Origin of the sequence: Sphingomonas sp. (assembly GCF_035944535.1) — a bacterium.
GTDB lineage: Bacteria > Pseudomonadota > Alphaproteobacteria > Sphingomonadales > Sphingomonadaceae > Sphingomonas_B.
Genome location: NZ_DASZBC010000001.1, coordinates 61,711 through 82,143, shown reverse-complemented (window position 1 = coordinate 82,143; position 20,433 = coordinate 61,711). Strand labels below are relative to the sequence as shown.

The window sequence follows — 20,433 nt, the reverse complement described above, 5'->3', positions numbered from 1 at the left end:
CTTTGACAAGCTTAGGTCAAACGGGGTTGGGGAGCGCCCAGTAAACTTCTTGTCGCCGCTTCCACATCCGCCTGCCGCATCAGCGCTTCGCCGACGAGGAAGCATCGCACGCCATGCTCTGCCATCGCGACGAGATCCCCATGGCTGGTGAGTCCGCTTTCGGCGACGAAAGTGCAGCCCGGAGGCGCTCGGCCGACCAGCTCATAGGTGCGGGCAAAATCGACGGAGAAATCGCGCAGGTCGCGGTTGTTGACGCCGATCAGCCGGGAGCGGAGCCGGAGCGCGCGGTCGAGCTCCGCCGCATCATGCACTTCGACCAGCGAGTCCATGCCGTGCTCGATTGCCGCGGCCTCGATCTCCGCCATTTGCGCGTCGGACAGCGCGGCCACGATGATCAGTATGGCATCGGCCCCGAGCGCCCGAGCTTCCGCGACCTGCCAGGGATCGACCATGAAGTCCTTGCGCAGTACCGGCAGCTCGCAGGCGGCGCGGGCGGCGATGAGGTAATCGTCATGTCCTTGGAAGTAGAGCTCGTCGGTCAGCACCGACAGGCAGGCCGCGCCACCGGCTGCATAGGCCCGGGCGTGCGCGGGAGGGTCGAAGTCCGCGCGGATCAGGCCCTTGGAGGGGCTCGCCTTCTTGATCTCGGCGATCAGGCCGAAGCCGGGGGCCTCGTCCAGCGCGCGTCGAAAGCCGCGCGGCGGGGTCTGCGCGGCGGCGCGCTGCTCCAGCTCCGCTAGGCCGGTCCGCGCCTTACGGGCGGCAACCTCCTCACGCTTGTGCGTGCAGATCTCCTGGAGCTTGTTCACGCGTCACCCCTTAACCGTTCGCTTCGAGCGAAGTCGAGAAGCGCGTATCTCGACTTCGCTCGATACGAACGGGAACGGGATCAGCGGTAAGCGATCCAGCAGTCGAGAAGAGCATTGGCCAACCCATTGTCGAGCACTTCGCCCGCCTCCTCCGCACCTTCGGTCAGGGTCTCCGCCCGCCCCGCGACCATCAGCGCCGCCGCGGCATTCAGCAGCACCGCGTCCCGATAGGCGCCCGACTCTCCCTGTAACAGGCGGCGGAGGGCGGCGGCGTTATAGGCCGCATCGTCGCCCCGCACGGCGTCGAGCGGGTGCGCCGCGAGTCCGGCATCTTCGGGCGTGATCCGTTCGCTCCCGGAACCCGTGGCGCCGACCCGCACCATCGTGCTCGGCCCGGCGATCGACAGCTCGTCGAGCGGCTCGTCTCCCCCGACCAGCAAGGCGGCCTCCGTGCCGAGCAACTCCAATGCTTCGGCATAGACAGAAAGGAAATCGGGCCGGGCGACGCCGATCAGCTGACGCTTCACACCGGCCGGATTGCAGATCGGTCCAACCATGTTGAACACCGTGCGCCGCCCTATCGCCCGCCGAATCGGCGCCAGCGGCGCCAGCGCGGGATGATGCTTCTGCGCGAACAGAAAGGCGATGCCGAGATCGGCGAGGCTCCGCTCTGCCGTTGCCGAAGCGATGTCGAGATCGAGGCCCAGTGCCTCCAGAGTGTCCGCGGCACCGGCCTTGGAAGAGGCGGCGCGGTTTCCGTGCTTGGCGACCGGAACGCCAGCCGCTGCGACGACGATCGCCACCGCCGTCGAGATATTGAGGCTATGCTGCGCATCGCCGCCGGTGCCGCACACGTCGATGGCGCCTTCAGGCGCGGCGACCGGCACCATCCGTGCGCGCATCGCAGTGGCGCAGGCGGCAATCTCGGCGGCCGTCTCGCCGCGCTCCGCCATTTCGATCAGGAAGCTCGCAATCTCCTCCGCCTCGGCGTCACCGTCGAAGATTGCGGCGAACGCGGCGGCGGCCGTTTCGGCGTCCAAGGGGCGCGTTGCACTGGGGAGGAAAGAGCGAATGGTCACGAACTCCCTATCCCGTTCGTATCGAGCGAAGTCGAGATACGTTTCTCGACTGCGCTCGAAACGAACGGAGTTTAGGTGAGCTCTTTCACCCGCATGCCCGCGGCTCGCATGAAGTTTGCGAGCATCGCATGGCCATGTTCCGTGGCGATGCTTTCCGGATGAAATTGTACGCCGTGGATCGGGAGGGTGCGGTGCATGAAGCCCATGACGCTGCCGTCCGGCGATCGCGCATTGACGAGTAGGCTGTCGGGCAGCCCTTCTTCCGGCACGATCAGGGAATGGTAGCGCGTTGCAGTGAACGGGGAGGGGAGCCCCTCGAACAGCCCGGTCCCGTCATGCTCCACCGGCGAGGTCTTGCCGTGCATCAGCCCGCCGCGCATCACTTGGCCCCCGAAATGCTGACCGATCGCCTGATGGCCCAGGCAGACGCCGAGCAGCGGCCGCTTGGCCTCGGCGCAGGCGGCGACCAGTTCCAGCGAGACACCGGCTTCGTTAGGCGTGCAGGGTCCCGGCGAGATCAGGAATGCCTCGGCACCCGATGACAGCGCCTGGCCGGCGGAGATGGCATCGTTGCGCACGACCTCCACCTCGGCGCCCAATTCCATCAGATAATGGACCAGGTTCCAGGTGAAGCTGTCATAATTGTCGATGACGAGGATCATGCGGCGGCTTCATAGCCGATCCTCGTGCAAGCGGAAGCTCGTCAGTGGGCGAGCACGTTCGCCGCGACATTGTCCCACATGTCGATGGTGGTACCGGCAAGCGACATCAGCGCCGCCATCGCCGCGATCACGATCAGGGCGATGATCAGCGCATATTCGATTGCCGTCGCGCCTTTGGTGGTGGCTGCCAGCTTGCGAAGGAATTCGAACACCAATACCGCCCCCGTCGGTGCAAAGCGGATCGAGGCTTGGCACGAGGCGGGTTAAGGAAGCTTTATGCCGGACGTCATGACGGTCGTCGCCGCTGCCCTGATCCGCGCCGATGGCCGGGTGCTGCTGCAGCAGCGCGGGCCTGATCGCTCGATGGCGGGGCTGTGGGAGTTTCCCGGCGGCAAGGTCGAGCCGGGCGAGACGCCGGAGGCGGCCCTTGCGCGGGAGCTCGACGAGGAACTGGGCATCGCGGTTGACCCGGCTTTGTTCGCGCCGGCCGCGTTTGCCAGCGCACCGCTTGGCAGCCGTCACCTGCTGCTCCTGCTCTACAGCGCTTATGCCTGGGCGGGCGAGCCGCAGGCACTGGACGCGAGCGCGCTGCGCTGGGTGACGGTCGACGAGATGCGGAGCCTGCCGATGCCGCCCGCCGACGTTCCCTTAGTCGACGCGCTGTCAGTCCTGCTTGGGTCGCCGGAGCGCGTCGGCGAGCGAGGCTGAGGCGCTGCCGCGGCGCGCCGGCTGCGGCTGCGACGGCGCGGGTGCCCAGCCGAGCAGGTGCACGATCTCGATCGTCTCTGCGGTCTTGCCGTCCCGGTCTGCGGCGGCCGCGAAATGCTCGGCTGCTCTTGCAAGCGCGGTGCGGGCCAGCGGCGTGACAGACCCGGCGAGCAGGCTGGAGGCGCCGGCGCCGCGCAGATCGCCGAGCAGCCTGAACAGGGACGCATAGCGGATCGTCACCCGTTCGGCGTCCGCGACTGGTAGGGCAAAGCCGGCGCGGGCGAGCAAGTCGCCGGCCGAACGCACGTCGATCTGCGGGTGGAGGCGAGCGACGGCACGCGCTTCGCTTGCGAGCAAAGCGGCGCGGAGGCGGGGCAGGCTGCCCGCGCCGAGGAAGGCGCCAAGGAACAGGCCATCCGGCTTCAGCACGCGGCGGATAAGGGTGAGAGCGCCCGGCAGGTCGTTTGCCTGGTCCAGTCCGCCGCACGCGACCACCAGGTCGAAGCTGGCATCGGCAAAGGGCAGGCGGTCCTCGTCGCACTGCACGCCGCCCGCGGCGCCGGCGAAGCGGAAGCCCGGGTCTGCCGAGATCACGTCCATGCCGCGGTCGCGGAGCGCCGTGCCGATCTTTCCGTCCATGCAGCCTAAGTCCAGCGCCCGTTCGAAAGGCCGCTGCACGCTCGCGAGCCGGTCGAGCGTTTCCTCGACCATCCGCGCGTGGAGGAAGTCGTACGCCGTGAACTCAGCAATAATACGATCGCGGCGCATGCGCCGGCGGCGGCGATCGAAGATTTCGGGCGGTTGCATTCCGGGTCCCCATAGCGTTCGGGCTGAGCTTGTCGAAGCCCTCCCTTTCTCACCAAGAAGACGGAAAGGTCTTCGACAGGCTCAGCCCGAACGGTGAAGGGGCAGGCGCTTGTGTTGTCCGCCAAGGCGAGTGACACATGCCGCGTGAACCTGGCCACACCGCTTCGCTACGCGCTCGATTTCGCGCTGCCGCCGCGTTGTCCGTCGTGCGGCGCGATTGTGGGCGGCGAGGGAAGCTTCTGTGTCGGCTGCTGGTCGCGGCTGGACTTTCTTTCGGGGCCGGGCTGCGCCGCCTGCGGGCTGCCGCTGGAGCATCATCCCGGTGAGGAAGTCCGCTGTGCCGCGTGCCTCGCCGAGCCGCCGCACCATGACGGCGTGCGGGCGGCGGTCGCCTATGGAGAGGTTGCACGGTCCCTCGCGCTGAAGCTGAAGCACGGCCGGCGCATCGGCATGGCACGGATCATCGGCGCGCACCTGGCCCGCGCCGCGGCGATCGAACCCGGCGCACTGCTGGTGCCGGTGCCGCTTCACCGCTGGCGCATTTGGCGACGCGGCTTCAACCAGGCGGCGCTGATCGCGGCGGACGTTGGGCGGCGCACGGGGCTGGAACTGCGCACCGACCTGTTGGAGCGGCGCAAGGCGACGTCGATGTTGGGCGGGCTCGGACGTACGGCGCGGGCGCGGACCTTGCGCGGCGCCTTCGCCGTCCCATCTGACAAGAAAGCGGCGCTCATCGGCCGGAGCGTGGTGCTGGTGGATGACGTTTACACGAGCGGCGCCACCGCCAATGGCTGCGCCCGAGTGCTCAAGCGCGCGGCCGCGGCCCGGGTGGTGGTGCTGTGCTGGGCGCGCGTGCTGCAGGACCATGTTGACGAGGGACCGCCGCTGGGCGACGGGTCGGACTGAGGGAGAGACTGGTGGCGAAGGTCGAGATCTACACCAAATTCGGATGCCCCTATTGCTACCGCGCCAAGCGGCTGCTGGACGGCAAGCGCGCGTCTTACGAAGAATATGACATCACCATGGGCGGGCCGCAGCGTGCCGAAATGATCCAGCGCGCCAATGGCCGGACCACCGTGCCGCAGGTGTTCATCGACGGGCAGCATATCGGCGGCTCGGATGATCTCGCCGCGCTCGACGCACGGGGCGGGCTCGATCCGCTGCTGCAGGCCGCCTGACCCGCACCATGCGCGCCGCCATATTGCAGATGCAGTCGGGCATGGACCCGGCGGCCAACGCGCGCACGATCGTGCAAGCGATGGAAGAGGCGCGCGCGGGCGGCGCGGACATGCTGTTCACGCCGGAAATGTCCAACCTGCTCGACCGGGATAGGACGCGCTCGGAAGCGCGGCTGCGGTCGGAGGATGAAGACGAGACGCTAGCGGCAGTCCGCGAAGCGGCTGCCAGGCTGGGCCTCTGGGTGCATCTCGGTTCGCTGGCCTTGCGCGGTGAAGCCGGCATGCGGCTCAACCGTGGCTTCCTGATCGACGCGGCCGGGGGCGTCCGTGCGCGGTACGATAAGATCCACCTGTTCGACGTCGATCTGGCGACTGGCGAGAGCTGGCGCGAGTCCGCCGTCTATGCGCGCGGGCAGCGAGCGGTTGCGGCCGACACGCCCTGGGGCAAGCTCGGCTTGAGCATCTGCTATGACATCCGCTTCCCTGACCTTTACCGGACCCTCACCGATGCCGGTGCCGCCATCCTGGCCGTCCCTGCGGCCTTCACCGTGTCCACTGGCAAGGCACATTGGCACGTGCTGCTCCGCGCCCGCGCCATCGAGGCAGGCGTGTTCGTGGTCGCCGCCGCCCAGGCCGGCCGCCACGAGGATGGGCGCGAGACCTTCGGTCATTCGCTGGCCGTCGGCCCCTGGGGCGACGTGCTGCTGGACATGGGCGAAGCGCCGGGTCTCGACTTCGTCGACCTCGATCTCGCTCAAGTCGCGGAAGTCCGCTCCCGCGTGCCCGCGCTTAATCACCGGCGGCCGATCCCGAGCGTTTCCGCCGCATGATCGTCTTCGACCTGAAATGCGGCCGCGCTCATGTGTTCGAGGCCTGGTTCGGCTCCAGCGCCGACTATGAGGACCAGCGTGCGCGCAAGCTGATCCAATGCCCGATCTGCGGCGATGAGGAGATCGGCAAGGCGGTCATGGCGCCGCGGCTTGGCAGCAAGGTCGTCGACGAGGCGCCGGTTCCAGTCGCGACCGGCCCCACGCCCGAAGTCAAGGCGATGCTGGCCGCCATGGCCCAGATCCAGTCTAAGATGCTGGAAAAGTCCGAATGGGTCGGCCGCCGCTTCGCCGATGAGGCGCGCTCCATCCATCTCGGCGAGACCGAGCACCGCACCATTCATGGCGAGGCGACACCGGCCGAGGCCGCCGCCCTTGCCGAGGAAGGCATCGAGGTCGCCCCCCTGCCGTTCCCGGTGCTGCCGCCCGACCAGCGCAACTGATCCGACCAGGCCGGGTTTACAGCCCCGGTTCAGCCGCAGGCCCGCAAGGCGCCGGGCTTCAGGTCGGATAAGGCAGAAGAAATGTTTGGTCGCGTGTCGTTGCTGTTGATGTTGCTTGGCGGCGTTTCCGTCCCCGCGCTCGCCCAGGACACGCCGCAGCCTCCGCCTCCAACCGTGGCGCCGCCGCCGGCCGAAACGGCGGCCAATGCCGAGGCGGCAACCCAGAGCGCGACCGACGAGTTCGCGGATGGCGAGGAGGAGATCGTCGTCGTCGGCCAGCGCGAACGTGGCGAGGTGATCGGCGATATCCGCCCGGAAGTGCAGCTCACCCCGGCAGACATCCGGTCCTACGGCGTCAACTCGGTCGCCGAGCTGTTGACCGAACTCGCCCCGCAGATCCGCACCGAACGTGGCCGCGACCGCAATGCGCAGGTGGTGTTGCTCAATGGCCTGCGCATCTCCGGCTTCAGCGAGATCCGCGACCTGCCGACCGAAGCGATCCAGCGCGTCGACATCCTGCCCGAAGAGGTGGCGCTCAAATATGGCTTCGCCGCCAATCAAAAGGTGGTGAATATCGTGCTCCGCCGCCGCTTCCGCGCGACCACGGTCGAGCTGAGCGACCGGATCGCCACAGACGGTGGCGCGAACCGGCCCGAGGCGGAGATCGACTGGCTGCGGATCACGCCCGAGGGCCGGCTGAGCCTCAGCGCCGGGCATGAGCGCTCCGGCCGGCTTCTCGAGAGCCAGCGCGACATCATCGGAGGCACCGAATTCCGGACGCTGGTGCCGTCGTCCAGCACCGCTTCCCTCAACGGCGTCTATGCGCGATCGATCGCGGAGGGCGTCACCGCCACCCTCAATGGCCGCGTCCAGCGAGATGACAGCCGGAGCTTGCTCGGCCTTTCCAGTGACGGTTCGCTGATCGCACAGGAAAACGACTCGCTGAACACGCGGCTGGCGACGACGATCAACGGCGCCGTCTCTGGCTGGCAATGGACCTTCACCGGCGCTTACGACCGGACCGAGACGGATACGGATACCAATGTCACCGCCGATCGCGCGCGATCCGTGGCGAGCCAGTTCGGCGGGGATTTCACGGTCAATGGCCAGCCGGTGACGCTGCCTGCCGGGCCGGTCTCCACCACGCTTCGCCTCAACGCTTCGGCGGCCGATTTCGAGAGCCGCTCAACGCGCGGCGGCATCCAGCGCCAGGGCGATGTGCACCGCGACATCGGCGGCGGCCAGATCAACATCGACGTGCCGATCGCCAGCCGCGACCGAGGCGTGCTCGACTTCGTCGGCAACCTGTCGCTGAACGGCAATGTCGAGGTGCAGCGGCTGAGCGACTTCGGTACCCTGAGCAGCTGGGGCGCGGGAACGAGCTGGTCGCCGATCCGCGAGCTGAGCATCGTCGCGTCCTACACCGATGAGGAAGGCGCGCCGACGGCGCAGCAGCTCGGCAACCCCACGATCGTCACGCCGGGCGTCCGCGTGTTCGATCTGGTGCGGGGGCAGAACGCGATCGTTACCCAGATTACCGGCGGTAATCCCGGGCTGCTCGCCGATGAGCGGCGGGTGTGGAAGGTCGGCGCGACGCTGCGGCCGCTGAGCGAAACGGACCTCAGCATCGTCGCAACTTACACCAACAGCCGGACGCGCAACGCGATTGGCAGCCTGTCCTTCCCAACCGCGCAGATCCAGGCGGCGTTTCCCGACCGCTTCCTCCGGGACTCGAACGGCGAACTGATCCAGATCGATGCGCGACCGGTGAACTTCTTCCGGGAACGTCGGGAACAGCTGCGCTGGGGCGTTAATTTTTCCAAGCGTATCCAGGACAGCACGGCCGAACAGTTTCGCGCCTTGGCCGCCGCCGGACGCCTGCCCTGGGGCCGTGGACCCGGACCGGGCGGTGGCGGTCGTCGGGACGGCGCAGGCGACCGGCCGCGTGGAGAAGGCGGCGGCCGTGGCGGCGGCGGACGCTTCGGGGGCGGCGGCTTCGGCGGTGGCGGGCGGCTCCAGCTCGCGCTCTACCACACCTGGCATTTGAAGGACGAAGTCCTGCTCACCTCCACCGGTCCGCTGATCGACCGACTGGAAGGTGGCACGCTCGGGCGCGGCGGCGGCCAGCCGCGTCACGAGGTCGAGGCACAGGCGGGCATCACCCGCAACGGCCTCGGGGCGCGGCTGAGCGCGAATTGGCAGAGCGGCACGACTGTCGAGGGCGCCACCGGTCTTGCCGGCGACCGGCTGCGCTTCGGCGATCTGACGACCGTCAACTTCCGGCTCTTCGCCAATCTCGGCAACATGCCCAAGCTGGTCGTCGATCATCCCTGGCTTCGCGGCACGCGGGTGACCTTGGCGGTCGACAATATCTTCAACGCCCGCCAGCGGGTGCGCGACGCGACGGGCACCACGCCGATCAACTATCAGCCGGACTTGCTCGACCCTCTCGGCCGCAGCGTGCGGCTGTCGATCAGGAAGCTCTTCTTCGCGCTCCCGCAGCGCCGGATTGACCGACCGGCGGCAGGAAGGCAGGACTAGCCCCGGCGCGCCCGTAGCTCAGCAGGATAGAGCATCAGATTCCTAATCTGGGGGCCACTGGTTCGAATCCAGTCGGGCGCACCATTCCTCGATTGCGCAATGCGGGCGACGCCTTGTTAACCAAGGGCTTGAACGCTTCCTAAGCCATGCCGCGCCTAACCCCTGAATGGATCACCTTTGGGGAAGTTGGGAATGTCGACCGGGTTCAAGAGCGCGCGGGCTGCACGATCTCTCTTCCGCGATGAGCGGGGCAGCACCTACGCGATCGCCGCTGCCTACATCATTCCGCTGTTCGGTTTCGTCGGCCTGGGGCTCGATCTCGGCCGCGGCTATATGACTTCGTCGCGCCTTCAGAGCAGCGTCGACATCGCGACGCTAGCCGCCGTGCGGATCGAACAGCTCTATCCGGGCACCGGCTCCAGTCCGGGGCCGAAGACGATCGACACGGTCAACCAATTCCTGACCGCCAACATGCCGCTCGGCTATGTCGGCGCCACCCGCCAGACGCCGCAGGTCGCGGTGACCCGCTCCGGCGACGAAGTCACGGTGCAGGTGACCGTCGAAGGAACGGTCCCGACTACCTTGATGCAGATTTTCGGCATTCCGATGATGCCGGTGAAGGCGATGGCGAAGGGCGTTGCCGGCAAGACACTGCCGACGGCGGTCGAGACGATGCTGGTCCTCGACGTCACCGGCTCGATGGACGGCAATGGCGGCATGACCGCGCTCAAGGACTCGATGGGGAACTTTCTCGACATCGTCTATGGCAGCAACGAGACGCGGACGAACTTCGCGATCGGCGTGCTGCCCTATGCGGTGTTCGCCAATGTCGGCCGGCTGTTGCCCAACGACATGGTCGAGCAGGTGCCGGGCTATACCAACAAGGCCGCGAACGACATCTATGGCTGGAAGGGCTGCGTCTTCGCCGATCCGACGATCCGTGATCTCAGCACGAACATCAACACGATCGATGCGAACACCTACGACATGGGCAAGACGCTGCCGGGTGAAAACGGCATGCCCGATGTGCAACCGGCCATCTATCCGCCTCTGTGGGTCTATTCCTTCCACCGGCAGGACAATCGCTACAAGCTCGGCGCCAACGCGACGGACGAGTTCAACGTAGCGAACTACGGGCCGATGCGGACGGCGCTCATCCGGCGCTACGGCAACAACATCTGCCAGGTGAGCGCGTCCAACAGCAGCGACGCCGCCTGCAACAGCTCGGCCAATACGAAGATCAAGCCGTCGCGCCTGCCCAGCTATGCCAGCTGGCCGGCGCCGCGCTATTACGACTCGACCGTCAAGCCGTCGAACGCGGACGATTATGTCTCCAAATCGCCGAGCTATGTCTGTCCGACCGAGGCGCTGCCGGTCAGCTATGCGCGCACCAAGACGGAGCTGACCAACTATAAGAATAGCCTGCAGCCGCTGTTCAACATCGGCACCTGGCACGTGCCGGCGATGACCTGGGGCTATCGTCTGCTGGCGCGCAACGACGTGTTCACGCGCACCCGGCCCGGTAATATGGGGCTGCGTCGCGTGATGGTCTTCATGACCGACGGTAACTTCGACTCGCAGGACCTAGGCTCCACGGTCGCCGGGCGCGGCAACGGTTACCAGGACTATGAGCGCGATTCCGCCTACACCGCCTATCAATCCTATGCCGACCGCAAGGTCGTGGACCAATGGTGGAACAGCGGCGGCACCGCCACTGCCCGAGCGGCTCACCGTGACAAGATGGCGCTGCGTTTCGCCAAGACCTGCCAGGCGATGAAGAACGAAGGCATTGAGATCTACACGATCACATTCGCCATCGCTTCGGGCACCGAAGGCGACGCGACGCGCGAGATGTTCAAGACGTGCGCAACCAACCGCAACACGCATTTCTTCGAGACGAAGAACCCGAGCGACTTGCGCATCGCCTTCACCTCGATCGCCGCCAACCTCATCGACCTCCACCTCGCCAAGTGAGACGGGACATGAAGACGCTTCGCCAGGACCGGGCCGGCATCGCCGCCACGGAATTCGCGCTGATCGCGCCGGTGGTGACGGTGCTGCTGTTCGGCTTCATCGAGTTTGCCTGGGTGCAGTCCGCCCGGTCGGCGCTGGAGTCGGCGACGATGAAGGGAGCCCGGCTGATCGCCGCGTCCGATTGTCCGTCCAAGCGTGAGACCATTCTCGTTCAGACGATCGAGCGGGGCATGCAGCATGTGAAGAGCTCGGACGACCAGCCGCCCAAGATTCAGGCGGTATCCTACGGCTCCGCCTTCGGCGATGTCGGCGAGCCGGAGCCGTTCGTCGATGCCGGCGCCACCAAGAACGGCAAATATGACGTCGGCGAGACCTACACCGACGTGAACGGCAACGGCAAATGGGACCCGGACATGGGCAGCTCCGGGTCGGTCGGCGGCGCCGGGCAGGTGGTCAGCTACACCGCCACCTTCAAGGTCAAGTCGCTGGTGCCCTGGATCGCCTCGCGCTTCAGCCAGGACGGCACGACCGACTACCCGATCAAGGCGACGACGGTGATCCGCAACGAACCGCTCTTCCGGACCACGGGGTGCTGATCATGATCGCCGCACTGCGCAATCTTAGCCGCGACAGCAAGGGCGTCTCGATCGTCGAGACGGCCCTGTGGCTGCCGCTGATCGTCATGGCCGGCATGGGAGGCATGGAATATACCAACTTCGTGCTCGCCAATCAGAAGCTGGAGCGCATCTCGTCAGTCGCGGCGGACACCATCGCCCGCAACCAGCTGGCGCCCAGCGAGAACAGCTTCCATGACGTGTTCGAGGCTGTCGAGCGGCTCGATGCGCCCTTCGACGTCAAGGAAAGCGGGCGGACGATCCTGACCGGAGTCATCGGCGTCAATCAGGATGGCGAAGTGGTGAACAAGGTGGTCTGGCAACGCTGCGGCGGCAACAAGACGACGATCGTCAGCCAGATCGGCAGCGAATGGACCGCCACCGACGATTTCGGCGACGGCCCTGAGGTGACGCTGCCGAACGGCGTCGTGCTGCAGCAGAACCAGATGGTCGTGGTGGCCGAGGTCGGCTATGAATATAAGCCGCTGATCAACCTGGTGCATATCCGCCGGCGCGGCGACGGCATCATCCGCCAGCGCTCCATGTACGTAACGCGCGGCCAGGCCATCCCCAACATCACGCCGATCGGCGGAGTTCAACCGGCGCGCTGCTAAGCTGTCTTGAAGGTCAGGTTTTCAGCTGCTGCCCTGGCGCGTGGCTCGGCCGCCTGGGCGGCTGGTCTCCCGCCGACCTCAAGGCCGTCGTGGTGTCGCTCGTCGTCGTGCTGACCTGGCTCTTTCTGCGCGAGCCGCGGCGGCATCATGAGGTGCCTTGACCTAAGAATCAGACCGGCGGGCCGAAGATCGTTGACTGGAATATGGACGGCAAGATCGCGATCGACCCAATGATCACGCACGTGCTGAGCCTCGAAGAGATTAACAAAGGCTTCGACCTGATGCACAAGGGCGAGAGCATTCGGTCGGTGGTGGTGTATTGATGGAAATCGTCTCGACCTGGCGAAGCCATGGCGGCACTCAGGGCGTTTACCGGCACCGGAGCACGTCGACGGGCACGGACATGGTCTTTTCCGTGTTCGTGCCCGCCCACAATGACCAGGACCGGCTGCCGGTCGTCTGGTACCTGTCCGGGCTCACCTGCACCCACGCCAATGTCACGGAGAAAGGGGAGTATCGCGCCGCCTGCGCGGAGCTCGGCCTCATCTTTGTCGCGCCCGACACAAGCCCGCGCGGCGACGGCGTGGCCGACGATCCGGCCTATGACATGGGCCAGGGGGCGGGCTTCTATGTCGATGCGACCGAGGCGCCCTGGGCGCCGCATTTCCGCATGCGCAGCTATATCGAAGAGGAACTGCCGGCGCTGATCGCGGCAGAGTTTCCGGCCGACATGGATGCCCAGGCGATCACCGGCCATTCGATGGGCGGGCATGGTGCGCTGACGATCGCGCTGCGAAATCCGGACCGCTTCCGCAGCGTCTCCGCCTTCGCTCCGATTGTGGCACCGAGCCAGGTGCCGTGGGGCGAGAAGGCACTAACTGGCTATTTGGGGACGGACCGGGCGGCGTGGCGGGCCTATGACGCGGTCGCGCTGATCGAGGATGGCGCCCGGGTCGCCGAATTGCTGGTCGACCAGGGCGCCGCCGACAACTTCCTCGACGAGCAGCTTCGACCCGAACTGCTCATGCAGGCATGCGACAAGGCAGGTGTTCCGCTCACGCTGCGGATGCAGCCCGGTTACGATCATAGCTATTATTTCATCTCCAGCTTCATGGGTGACCATCTGCGCTGGCACGCGGAGCGGCTGAAGCGGTGAACGGGCCCGATCTCGAAGCGATCGTCGAGCGCCATACGACCCGTGAAGGCCCGTTGCTGCCGATCCTGCACGATGTGCAGGCGGTGCAGGGCTGGATCATGGAGGACGACATCGTCGCCATTGCGCAAGCGCTGAACCTCAGCCGCGCAGAGGTCTCGGGAGTCGTCAGCTTCTACCATGATTTTCGCCGCACGCCGACCCGGCGACCCGTCATCAAACTGTGCCGGGCGGAGGCATGCCAGGCGCGGGGCGCCGAAGCGCTGGTGAAGGGCGCCGCCGGCGTCGACCGGGTCGAGATTGAGACGGTCTATTGCTTGGGGCTGTGCTCGGTGGGGCCGGCGGCGATGATCGGCACGGATGTCCATGCCCGTCTCGACGCGAGCAGCTTCAGCGAGCTGATCGAGCAGGTCGGGGCGGCATGAGGCTGTTCCTGTCGGATGACGCTGCCGCCGTCGCCTGCGGCGCCGATCGGGTCGCCCGACGGGCAGCCGCGCTCGGGTTCGAGGTCGTACGCACCAGCAGCTGGGGCATGCATTGGCTGGAGCCACTGGTCGAGCTCGACACCGGCTCGGGGTGGATCGGCTATGGGCCGGTGCTGCCGGACGAGCTGCCGGCGCTGCTCGCCGGAGAGCTTGAGGAAAAGCGGGTCGGAGAGCTGGCTGCGCACCCATTTATCGCCCGGCAGCAGCGGCTGACCTTCGCGCGCGCCGGCATGACGCGGCCGCTCGCTCTGGACGATTACGCCGCATCAGGCGGCTGGGAGGGGCTGCGCCGCGCGCGCGAACTCGGCCCCGAGGCGATCGTCGAGGAGGTGAAGACTTCGGGCCTGCGTGGCCGCGGCGGCGCGGGCTTTCCGGCCGGCATCAAGTGGAACACGGTGCGGCTGGCCGAGGGGCCGCGCAAATACATCGTGTGCAATGCCGATGAGGGCGACAGCGGCACCTTCGCTGATCGCATGCTGATGGAAGGCGACCCATATTGCCTGATCGAGGGTATGGCGATCGCCGCCCTTGCGGTGGGGGCGCAGAAAGGCTTCATATATGTGCGGTCCGAATATCCGCATGCCATTGCCAAGCTCGACGCGGCAGTTCGTCTCTCGGTGTCGATCGTCGCGCCGTTCGAAGTCGAGGTGCGGGTGGGCGCCGGCGCTTATGTCTGCGGCGAGGAGACGTCGCTGCTCAACTCGCTGGAAGGCAAACGCGGCGAGGTTCGCGCGAAGCCGCCCCTGCCCGCGATTGAGGGGCTTTTCGGTTGCCCGACGGTCGTCAACAATGTGCTGACGCTCGCCGCAGTGCCTTGGATACTGGCGAAGGGTGGTCAGGCCTATGCCGATTACGGCACCGGCCGGTCGCGGGGGACGATGCCCGTCCAACTCGCGGGCAATGTCAGGCATGCCGGATTGTTCGAGACCGCGTTCGGCCTCACCTTGGGCGAGCTGGTGTATGAAGTTGGTGGGGGGACGGCCTCTGGGCGTCCAGTCAAAGCCGTACAGGTCGGCGGCCCCTTGGGCGCTTATTTCCCGCCGGCGCTGTTCGATACGATATTCGACTATGAAGCTTTCGCCGCTCGCGACGGGCTGATCGGTCACGCCGGGGTGACCGTATTCGACGACAGCGTGGACATGGCTGAACAGGCGCGCTTCGCCTTTGAGTTCTGCGCGGCCGAAAGCTGCGGCAAGTGCACGCCGTGTCGCCTGGGCGCAGTGCGCGGCCGCGAGACGATGGAGCGGGTGATTTCCGGCGACGATCCGGCCGTCAACCTCGCGCTCATCGAGGAGCTATGCGAGACGATGAAGTTCGGCTCCCTCTGCGCGCTCGGCGGCTTCACGCCCTATCCCGTGATGAGTGCGATCACCCATTTCCGCGAAGATTTCGTGGGGTGAGGCTGCTCGGCGCCATTCTGGCGGGGGGACAGTCGCGTCGGTTCGGCAGTGACAAGGCGGCAGCGCTGCTCGCCGGCACGCCGTTGCTTGAGCATGTTGCGGCCGCGATCGAGTCGCATGTCGATGATGTGGTTGTCGTAGGTCGCCGATCGCAGGCCTATGCGGCGATCGAAGACTTCCCGATGCCGCTTCTGGGCCCATTGGGCGGCCTTTGCGCCGCGCTGCGCCATGCCCAGTCGTGGAGCTTCGATGCGGTGCTGACAGCTGGCTGCGATGTTCTGCCGCTTCCGGCTGATCTGGCTGACCGGCTCGCAGCGGGCCCGGCCGTAGTCGAGGGGCAGCCGCTTCTCGGGCTCTGGCCGACGAGCCTATTCGAAAGATTGCTGGAGCATCTCACATTTTCAGACGACCGGTCCATGCGCGCCTGGGTCGAGCGGGCTGACGCCCGGACGGTGCCGTTCGCCGCGCCCATCTACAACCTCAACACGCCTGCCGATCTAAGCTATTATGCGGCAGCGGAAGGACTGGTTCGATGACTTATGTCGCTCAAGCCGATTTCGGGACGCCCGCCGCCCGCTCGGACCAGCAGGTCACCCTGACCATAGACGGGCGACAGGTCACGGTGCCGATGGGGACCACGGTGATGCGCGCTGCGGCCGAAATAGGCACCGCCATTCCTAAGCTGTGTGCAACCGACAGCCTGAAGGCCTTCGGCTCGTGCCGGCTCTGCCTTGTGGAGATCGAAGGGGGGAAGGGCACACCCGCCTCCTGCACAACCCCGGTCGCGGACGGCATGGTGGTGCGCACCCAGACCGAGCGGCTCGCTCGCATCCGGCGGAACGTCATGGAGCTTTACATCTCCGACCACCCGCTCGACTGCCTTACTTGTGCGGCAAACGGCGACTGCGAGCTGCAGGACCAGGCCGGCGCGGTCGGCTTGCGTGAGGTGCGGTATGGCAGGGGCGCGGATCATCTGGGACAGCCCAAGGACCGATCAAATCCCTATTTCGACTTTGACCCGTCCAAGTGCATCGTCTGTTCACGTTGCGTCAGAGCGTGCGACGAAGTTCAGGGCACCTTCGCACTCACAATCGACGCTCGAGGGTTCAACTCCAAGGTCTCGGCCGGGCTGCTGAGCGACAACTTCCTGGGCTCGGAGTGCGTGTCCTGCGGCGCCTGTGTTCAGGCCTGCCCCACCGCCACTCTGGTCGAGAAGGCGGTGGTGGAGATCGGCACGCCGGAGCGCGCGGTCGTCACGACTTGCGCCTATTGCGGCGTGGGCTGCACCTTCCGGGCCGAGATGCGCGGCGAGCAGCTCGTCCGCATGGTGCCTTGGAAGGATGGCAAGGCCAATCGCGGCCATAGCTGCGTCAAAGGCCGTTTCGCCTGGGGCTACACCAACCACCAGGAACGCATCCTCAATCCGATGATCCGCTCTTCGATCGACGAGCCATGGCAGGAAGTCAGCTGGGAACAGGCCTTTGCGCACGCTGCGTCGGAGCTGAAGCGTATACAGGCGAAGCATGGCCGGCGAGCGATCGGCGGCATCACCTCTTCGCGCTGCACCAATGAAGAGACGTTCCTGGTTCAGAAATTGGTTCGTGCAGGGTTCGGCAACAACAACGTCGATACGTGCGCGCGCGTCTGCCACTCGCCGACGGGCTATGGACTGAAGACCACATTCGGCACTTCGGCCGGCACTCAGGACTTTGACTCGGTCGAGCAGGCGGACGTGATCTTGGTGATCGGCGCCAATCCGACCGATGGCCATCCGGTCTTCGCAAGCCGCATGAAGCGTCGGCTGCGCCAGGGCGCGCAGCTGATCGTGATCGATCCGCGACGCATCGATCTCGTCCGCACGCCGCACATCGAAGCGGCACACCACCTGCCGCTCCGTCCTGGCACCAACGTCGCCGTGCTGACCGCCATGGCGCATGTGATCGTTACCGAAGGCCTTGCCGATGAAGCCTTTGTGCGGGAACGGTGCGACTGGGACGAGTATTGCGATTGGGCTGCCTTCGTATCCGACCGGCGCAACAGCCCCGAGGCCCTCGCGCCGGTCACGCAAGTCGATCCGCAAGAGCTGCGCGCGGCCGCGCGCCTCTACGCCACGGGCGGGAACGCCGCGATCTATTACGGCCTGGGCGTGACCGAGCACAGCCAGGGCAGCTCGACCGTGATGGCGATCGCCAACCTTGCCATGGCGACCGGCAATATCGGCCGGCCGGGCGTCGGGGTGAACCCGCTTCGCGGCCAGAACAATGTCCAGGGAGCCTGCGACATGGGCAGCTTCCCGCACGAGCTGTCCGGCTATCGCCATGTCTCCGACGAAGCGACGCGGCGCCTGTTCGAGGCGGATTGGGGCGTTCGGATCGATCCGGAACCCGGCTTGCGCATTCCCAACATGCTCGACGCCGCCGTCGATGGCAGCTTCAAAGCGCTATACATCCAGGGCGAGGACATCCTGCAGTCCGACCCGAACACGCGCCATGTCTCTGCCGGCCTTTCTGCCATGGAGTGCGTGATCGTCCACGACCTGTTCCTGAACGAAACCGCGAACTATGCGCATATTTTCCTGCCTGGCTCCACTTTCCTGGAAAAGAACGGCACCTTCACCAACGCGGAGCGCCGCATCCAGCCGGTGCGCAAGGTGATGGCGCCGCTGAATGGCTTGGAGGATTGGGAGGTCACCCAGGGGCTCGCGAACGCGCTGGGCTTGGGCTGGTCCTACAGCCACCCCTCGGAGATCATGGACGAGATCGCCCGGCTGACGCCGAGCTTCGCGGGCGTGTCCTTCGCCAAGCTGGACGAACTCGGTTCGATCCAGTGGCCCTGCAATGAGGCGTCGCCAAACGGATCGCCGGTCATGCACATGGACGGCTTCGTGCGTGGCAAAGGCCATTTCGTGGTGACCGACTATATCCCGACGGACGAAAAGACCGGGCCGCGCTTCCCGCTGCTGCTCACGACCGGCCGCATCCTCAGCCACTATAATGTCGGCGCGCAGACGCGGCGGACGGCGAACACCGTCTGGCATCCGGAAGACCTGCTGGAGATGCACCCGCATGACGCCGAAGAGCGGGGGCTGAAGGACGGCGACTGGGCGAAGCTCGCCAGCCGTTCAGGCGAGACCACCCTTCGCGTCAGGGTCACCGATCGGGTCGCGCCGGGCGTGGTCTACACGACCTTTCACCATCCGGCGACGCAGGCAAATGTCGTCACCACCGACTATTCGGATTGGGCCACCAACTGCCCGGAATATAAGGTCACGGCCGTGCAGGTCTCTCCTTCCAACGGTCCGACCGATTGGCAGGAGAGCTATGAGGCGCTGAGCGAGCGTTCGCGCCGGATCGCCGAAGCCGAGGCGGCCGAGTGAGCCAGACGCTCGACCGCCTGATCTACATGGCAAACCAGATCGCGCGGAACCTCGCCACCCACACCGATCCGCCCGCCGCGGTCGCCGACCATATCGCTCATTTCTGGGATCCGCGGATGAAGGAGCAGATCTATCGGCATCTATTGGCTGGCGGCGCGGGCCTCGATACCGTCGCGCTCGCTGCGCTCCGTACGCTCGCTGCGGGTGTAGAGCCACGGCCCCAGACACTTGCTACTGCCGCGGAAGGCGGTTCGGACGCGGGATGACCGGCGCAGAGGGCTGGGCCTTCGTCTCGGTCGCCGAGAACGGCAGCCACACTGCGATGTCCCGCGATGTGGCCGTCGAACATCCCTGCGCGATCGAGGTGAACGGCCTTGGCTATGCGGTGATGATGCTCAGCCCATCCGATCTGCAGGACTTTGCTTACGGCTTCTGCCTGTCTGAACGGCTGATCGACGGTGCCGCCGATATAGGAACGGTCGAGCCGCATGGGACCGCATCGGGAACGATCCTTCGGGTCAACACCCGGCCTGCGTTGCGAAATCGTGTATTCGAGCGCGTCCGACACCGGCTCTCCGAAAGCAGTTGTGGCTTGTGCGGCATCGAAAATCTCGAACAGGCACTCCGACCATTGCCGCGCCTGCAAGACACCCCGCCCATTGCTCCGGGCGCAATATTTCGAGCTCTGAGCAACATGCGCGCCAATCAGCCGCTAAACGGCCGGACCGGCGCCGTACACGCCGCCATGGCCTGCGACGGCGACGGCGCGATCCTGCTCGCCCGCGAGGACGTCGGCCGCCACAATGCCTTCGATAAGCTGATCGGCGCCATGCTTCGAGACGGACAGGACTGGAAGGGGCGGTTTGCACTGCTATCCTCCCGCTGCTCCTACGAGTTGGTCGAGAAGGCAGCGCTGGCAGGCTGTTCCACGCTGGTCACTGTCTCGGCCGCAACGGAACTTGCGCTATCGCGGGCTAAAGAAGCAAACATAGAAGTCTGTTCGCTCGCTCGCAGGGACAGTTTCTTGGCCTGTGCATGAATGCGCTCGGCCCAAAACCTTCGACGAAGCGCGCGCTCATCTGCGATGCTGTTCCTCGCACATGACGGACCATGAGTGGCAGTGAGACTGAGAACTGGCGACTTGATCGAGCTGTGAAAAATGCGGCCGCAAGTGAGAACTTCAAGCCGCAGCAAGTGGCTCCGCTTCTGCGAAGCAACGTTTGGCTGGTTCAGGGCGGGGCTCGAAACGAACGGGCGTATCGGAGGCCGTATTCCTGGCGACCAATGATCGCCGATGCCGCTCAGGGAGCGATGCTGGTGCACCCGCTAAATATTGCGCCCGACCAATCGCGCAGTGACGCTGTCGAGTGACCGCATGAAAGAACAGTAGGCGCTGACCAGACCCTTGGCCTCAGCATAGTCAATGGGGTGGGGGAGAGGGTGTCCGCTCTTGCATGATACGTAAGATACCGAAATAAAAGTCCGACTATGTGGCCGCTGCCGAGGCTTCCCCACATATTTCCCCACCTTCAACTTGCAAGATGAGTTGGCGGCCAGTTAGGTGAGAGGCAGCCTCGGCGGCAGTTAGCACGTCTTCTGGGTACGGGCCTTTCATCTCTCGTGCCCGATCTGAGCTCAGATGTTCGTATATCCAGACGGAGTAAGCTGCGTCTATATCGGTTGTCCAAGCGCGATCGGCGTAGGCATCTTTTCCGACGTCCTTGAGGAAGCCTGATAGAAAGGCCGTCGGAACATAGTGACGA

Annotated in this window: 21 protein-coding genes, 1 tRNA gene and 1 pseudogene; 18 read left to right on the top strand and 5 right to left on the bottom strand. The window is 65.9% G+C overall.

What is annotated here, in order from left to right; genetic code table 11:
• Positions 1-11: 11 nt before the first annotated feature.
• From trpC to VGT77_RS00380, 4 genes are all read right to left on the bottom strand, one after another.
• Positions 12-809, bottom strand: a complete 798-nt coding sequence (gene trpC, locus VGT77_RS00395) for an indole-3-glycerol phosphate synthase TrpC (protein ID WP_327458454.1) — start codon at positions 807-809, stop codon at positions 12-14.
• Positions 810-889: 80 nt separating this feature from the next.
• On the bottom strand, positions 890-1,888 hold the full coding sequence (gene trpD / locus VGT77_RS00390) for an anthranilate phosphoribosyltransferase (protein WP_327458452.1): 999 nt from the start codon (positions 1,886-1,888) through the stop codon (positions 890-892).
• Positions 1,889-1,959: 71 nt separating this feature from the next.
• Entirely contained in the window at positions 1,960-2,550 is a 591-nt protein-coding gene (locus tag VGT77_RS00385; protein WP_327458451.1) for an aminodeoxychorismate/anthranilate synthase component II, read from the bottom strand.
• Positions 2,551-2,591: 41 nt separating this feature from the next.
• Positions 2,592-2,762: a Flp family type IVb pilin gene (locus tag VGT77_RS00380; RefSeq protein ID WP_327458449.1), complete on the bottom strand. Its 171-nt coding sequence runs from the start codon at positions 2,760-2,762 to the stop codon at positions 2,592-2,594.
• 64 nt (positions 2,763-2,826) lie between these two features.
• Between VGT77_RS00380 and VGT77_RS00375 the strand changes: the two genes are divergently transcribed.
• Positions 2,827-3,258, top strand: a complete 432-nt coding sequence (locus tag VGT77_RS00375) for a (deoxy)nucleoside triphosphate pyrophosphohydrolase (RefSeq protein WP_327458447.1) — start codon at positions 2,827-2,829, stop codon at positions 3,256-3,258.
• Here the strand turns inward: VGT77_RS00375 and VGT77_RS00370 are convergent.
• Complete coding sequence (locus VGT77_RS00370; protein WP_327458445.1) at positions 3,214-4,065, bottom strand: class I SAM-dependent methyltransferase; 852 nt, start codon at positions 4,063-4,065, stop codon at positions 3,214-3,216. The genes VGT77_RS00375 and VGT77_RS00370 overlap by 45 nt on opposite strands.
• Positions 4,066-4,209: 144 nt before the next feature.
• Between VGT77_RS00370 and VGT77_RS00365 the strand changes: the two genes are divergently transcribed.
• The 17 genes and pseudogenes from VGT77_RS00365 to fdhD all read left to right on the top strand — a co-directional run bounded on the left by VGT77_RS00365 (position 4,210) and on the right by fdhD (position 19,709).
• The gene (locus VGT77_RS00365; RefSeq protein WP_327458443.1) at positions 4,210-4,971 is read left to right on the top strand and encodes a ComF family protein; all 762 of its coding nucleotides are present in this window, start codon (positions 4,210-4,212) and stop codon (positions 4,969-4,971) included.
• Positions 4,972-4,982: 11 nt separating this feature from the next.
• Complete coding sequence (gene grxC / locus VGT77_RS00360) at positions 4,983-5,243, top strand: glutaredoxin 3 (RefSeq protein ID WP_327458441.1); 261 nt, start codon at positions 4,983-4,985, stop codon at positions 5,241-5,243.
• 8 nt (positions 5,244-5,251) lie between these two features.
• The gene (locus VGT77_RS00355) at positions 5,252-6,073 is read left to right on the top strand and encodes a carbon-nitrogen hydrolase family protein (protein WP_327458439.1); all 822 of its coding nucleotides are present in this window, start codon (positions 5,252-5,254) and stop codon (positions 6,071-6,073) included.
• Positions 6,070-6,513: a DUF1178 family protein gene (locus tag VGT77_RS00350; protein WP_327458437.1), complete on the top strand. Its 444-nt coding sequence runs from the start codon at positions 6,070-6,072 to the stop codon at positions 6,511-6,513. Before VGT77_RS00355 ends, VGT77_RS00350 begins: the two co-directional genes overlap by 4 nt.
• 108 nt (positions 6,514-6,621) lie before the next feature.
• A complete protein-coding gene (locus VGT77_RS00345; RefSeq protein WP_327458490.1) occupies positions 6,622-9,054 on the top strand; it encodes a TonB-dependent receptor in 2,433 nt (810 codons plus the stop codon).
• A gap of 7 nt (positions 9,055-9,061) precedes the next feature.
• Positions 9,062-9,138 (top strand) — tRNA-Arg (locus tag VGT77_RS00340).
• Between the two features lie 108 nt (positions 9,139-9,246).
• A complete protein-coding gene (locus VGT77_RS00335) occupies positions 9,247-11,028 on the top strand; it encodes a pilus assembly protein TadG-related protein (RefSeq protein ID WP_327458435.1) in 1,782 nt (593 codons plus the stop codon).
• A gap of 8 nt (positions 11,029-11,036) precedes the next feature.
• Positions 11,037-11,624 (top strand): TadE family protein, encoded by a 588-nt coding sequence (locus VGT77_RS00330; protein WP_327458433.1) that lies wholly within the window; start codon positions 11,037-11,039, stop codon positions 11,622-11,624.
• A 2-nt stretch (positions 11,625-11,626) separates the two neighbouring features.
• Entirely contained in the window at positions 11,627-12,256 is a 630-nt protein-coding gene (locus VGT77_RS00325; RefSeq protein ID WP_327458431.1) for a TadE/TadG family type IV pilus assembly protein, read from the top strand.
• Between the two features lie 164 nt (positions 12,257-12,420).
• Positions 12,421-12,579, top strand: a pseudogene (locus VGT77_RS00320) (S-(hydroxymethyl)glutathione dehydrogenase); the annotation flags it as partial.
• Complete coding sequence (gene fghA, locus VGT77_RS00315) at positions 12,579-13,412, top strand: S-formylglutathione hydrolase (RefSeq protein ID WP_327458429.1); 834 nt, start codon at positions 12,579-12,581, stop codon at positions 13,410-13,412. The pseudogene VGT77_RS00320 and the gene fghA, both read left to right, overlap by 1 nt.
• Positions 13,409-13,834, top strand: coding sequence for an NAD(P)H-dependent oxidoreductase subunit E (locus VGT77_RS00310; RefSeq protein ID WP_327458427.1), 426 nt, complete (start codon positions 13,409-13,411; stop codon positions 13,832-13,834). The genes fghA and VGT77_RS00310 overlap by 4 nt, the downstream gene beginning before the upstream one ends.
• Complete coding sequence (locus VGT77_RS00305; protein WP_327458426.1) at positions 13,831-15,294, top strand: NADH-ubiquinone oxidoreductase-F iron-sulfur binding region domain-containing protein; 1,464 nt, start codon at positions 13,831-13,833, stop codon at positions 15,292-15,294. The genes VGT77_RS00310 and VGT77_RS00305 overlap by 4 nt, the downstream gene beginning before the upstream one ends.
• Positions 15,291-15,830, top strand: coding sequence for a molybdenum cofactor guanylyltransferase (gene mobA / locus VGT77_RS00300; protein WP_327458425.1), 540 nt, complete (start codon positions 15,291-15,293; stop codon positions 15,828-15,830). The genes VGT77_RS00305 and mobA overlap by 4 nt, the downstream gene beginning before the upstream one ends.
• The gene (fdhF, locus tag VGT77_RS00295) at positions 15,827-18,670 is read left to right on the top strand and encodes a formate dehydrogenase subunit alpha (protein ID WP_327458423.1); all 2,844 of its coding nucleotides are present in this window, start codon (positions 15,827-15,829) and stop codon (positions 18,668-18,670) included. The genes mobA and fdhF overlap by 4 nt, the downstream gene beginning before the upstream one ends.
• Complete coding sequence (locus VGT77_RS00290; RefSeq protein WP_327458421.1) at positions 18,667-18,936, top strand: formate dehydrogenase subunit delta; 270 nt, start codon at positions 18,667-18,669, stop codon at positions 18,934-18,936. Before fdhF ends, VGT77_RS00290 begins: the two co-directional genes overlap by 4 nt.
• A complete protein-coding gene (fdhD, locus tag VGT77_RS00285) occupies positions 18,933-19,709 on the top strand; it encodes a formate dehydrogenase accessory sulfurtransferase FdhD (protein WP_327458419.1) in 777 nt (258 codons plus the stop codon). The genes VGT77_RS00290 and fdhD overlap by 4 nt, the downstream gene beginning before the upstream one ends.
• Positions 19,710-20,433 lie beyond the last annotated feature (724 nt).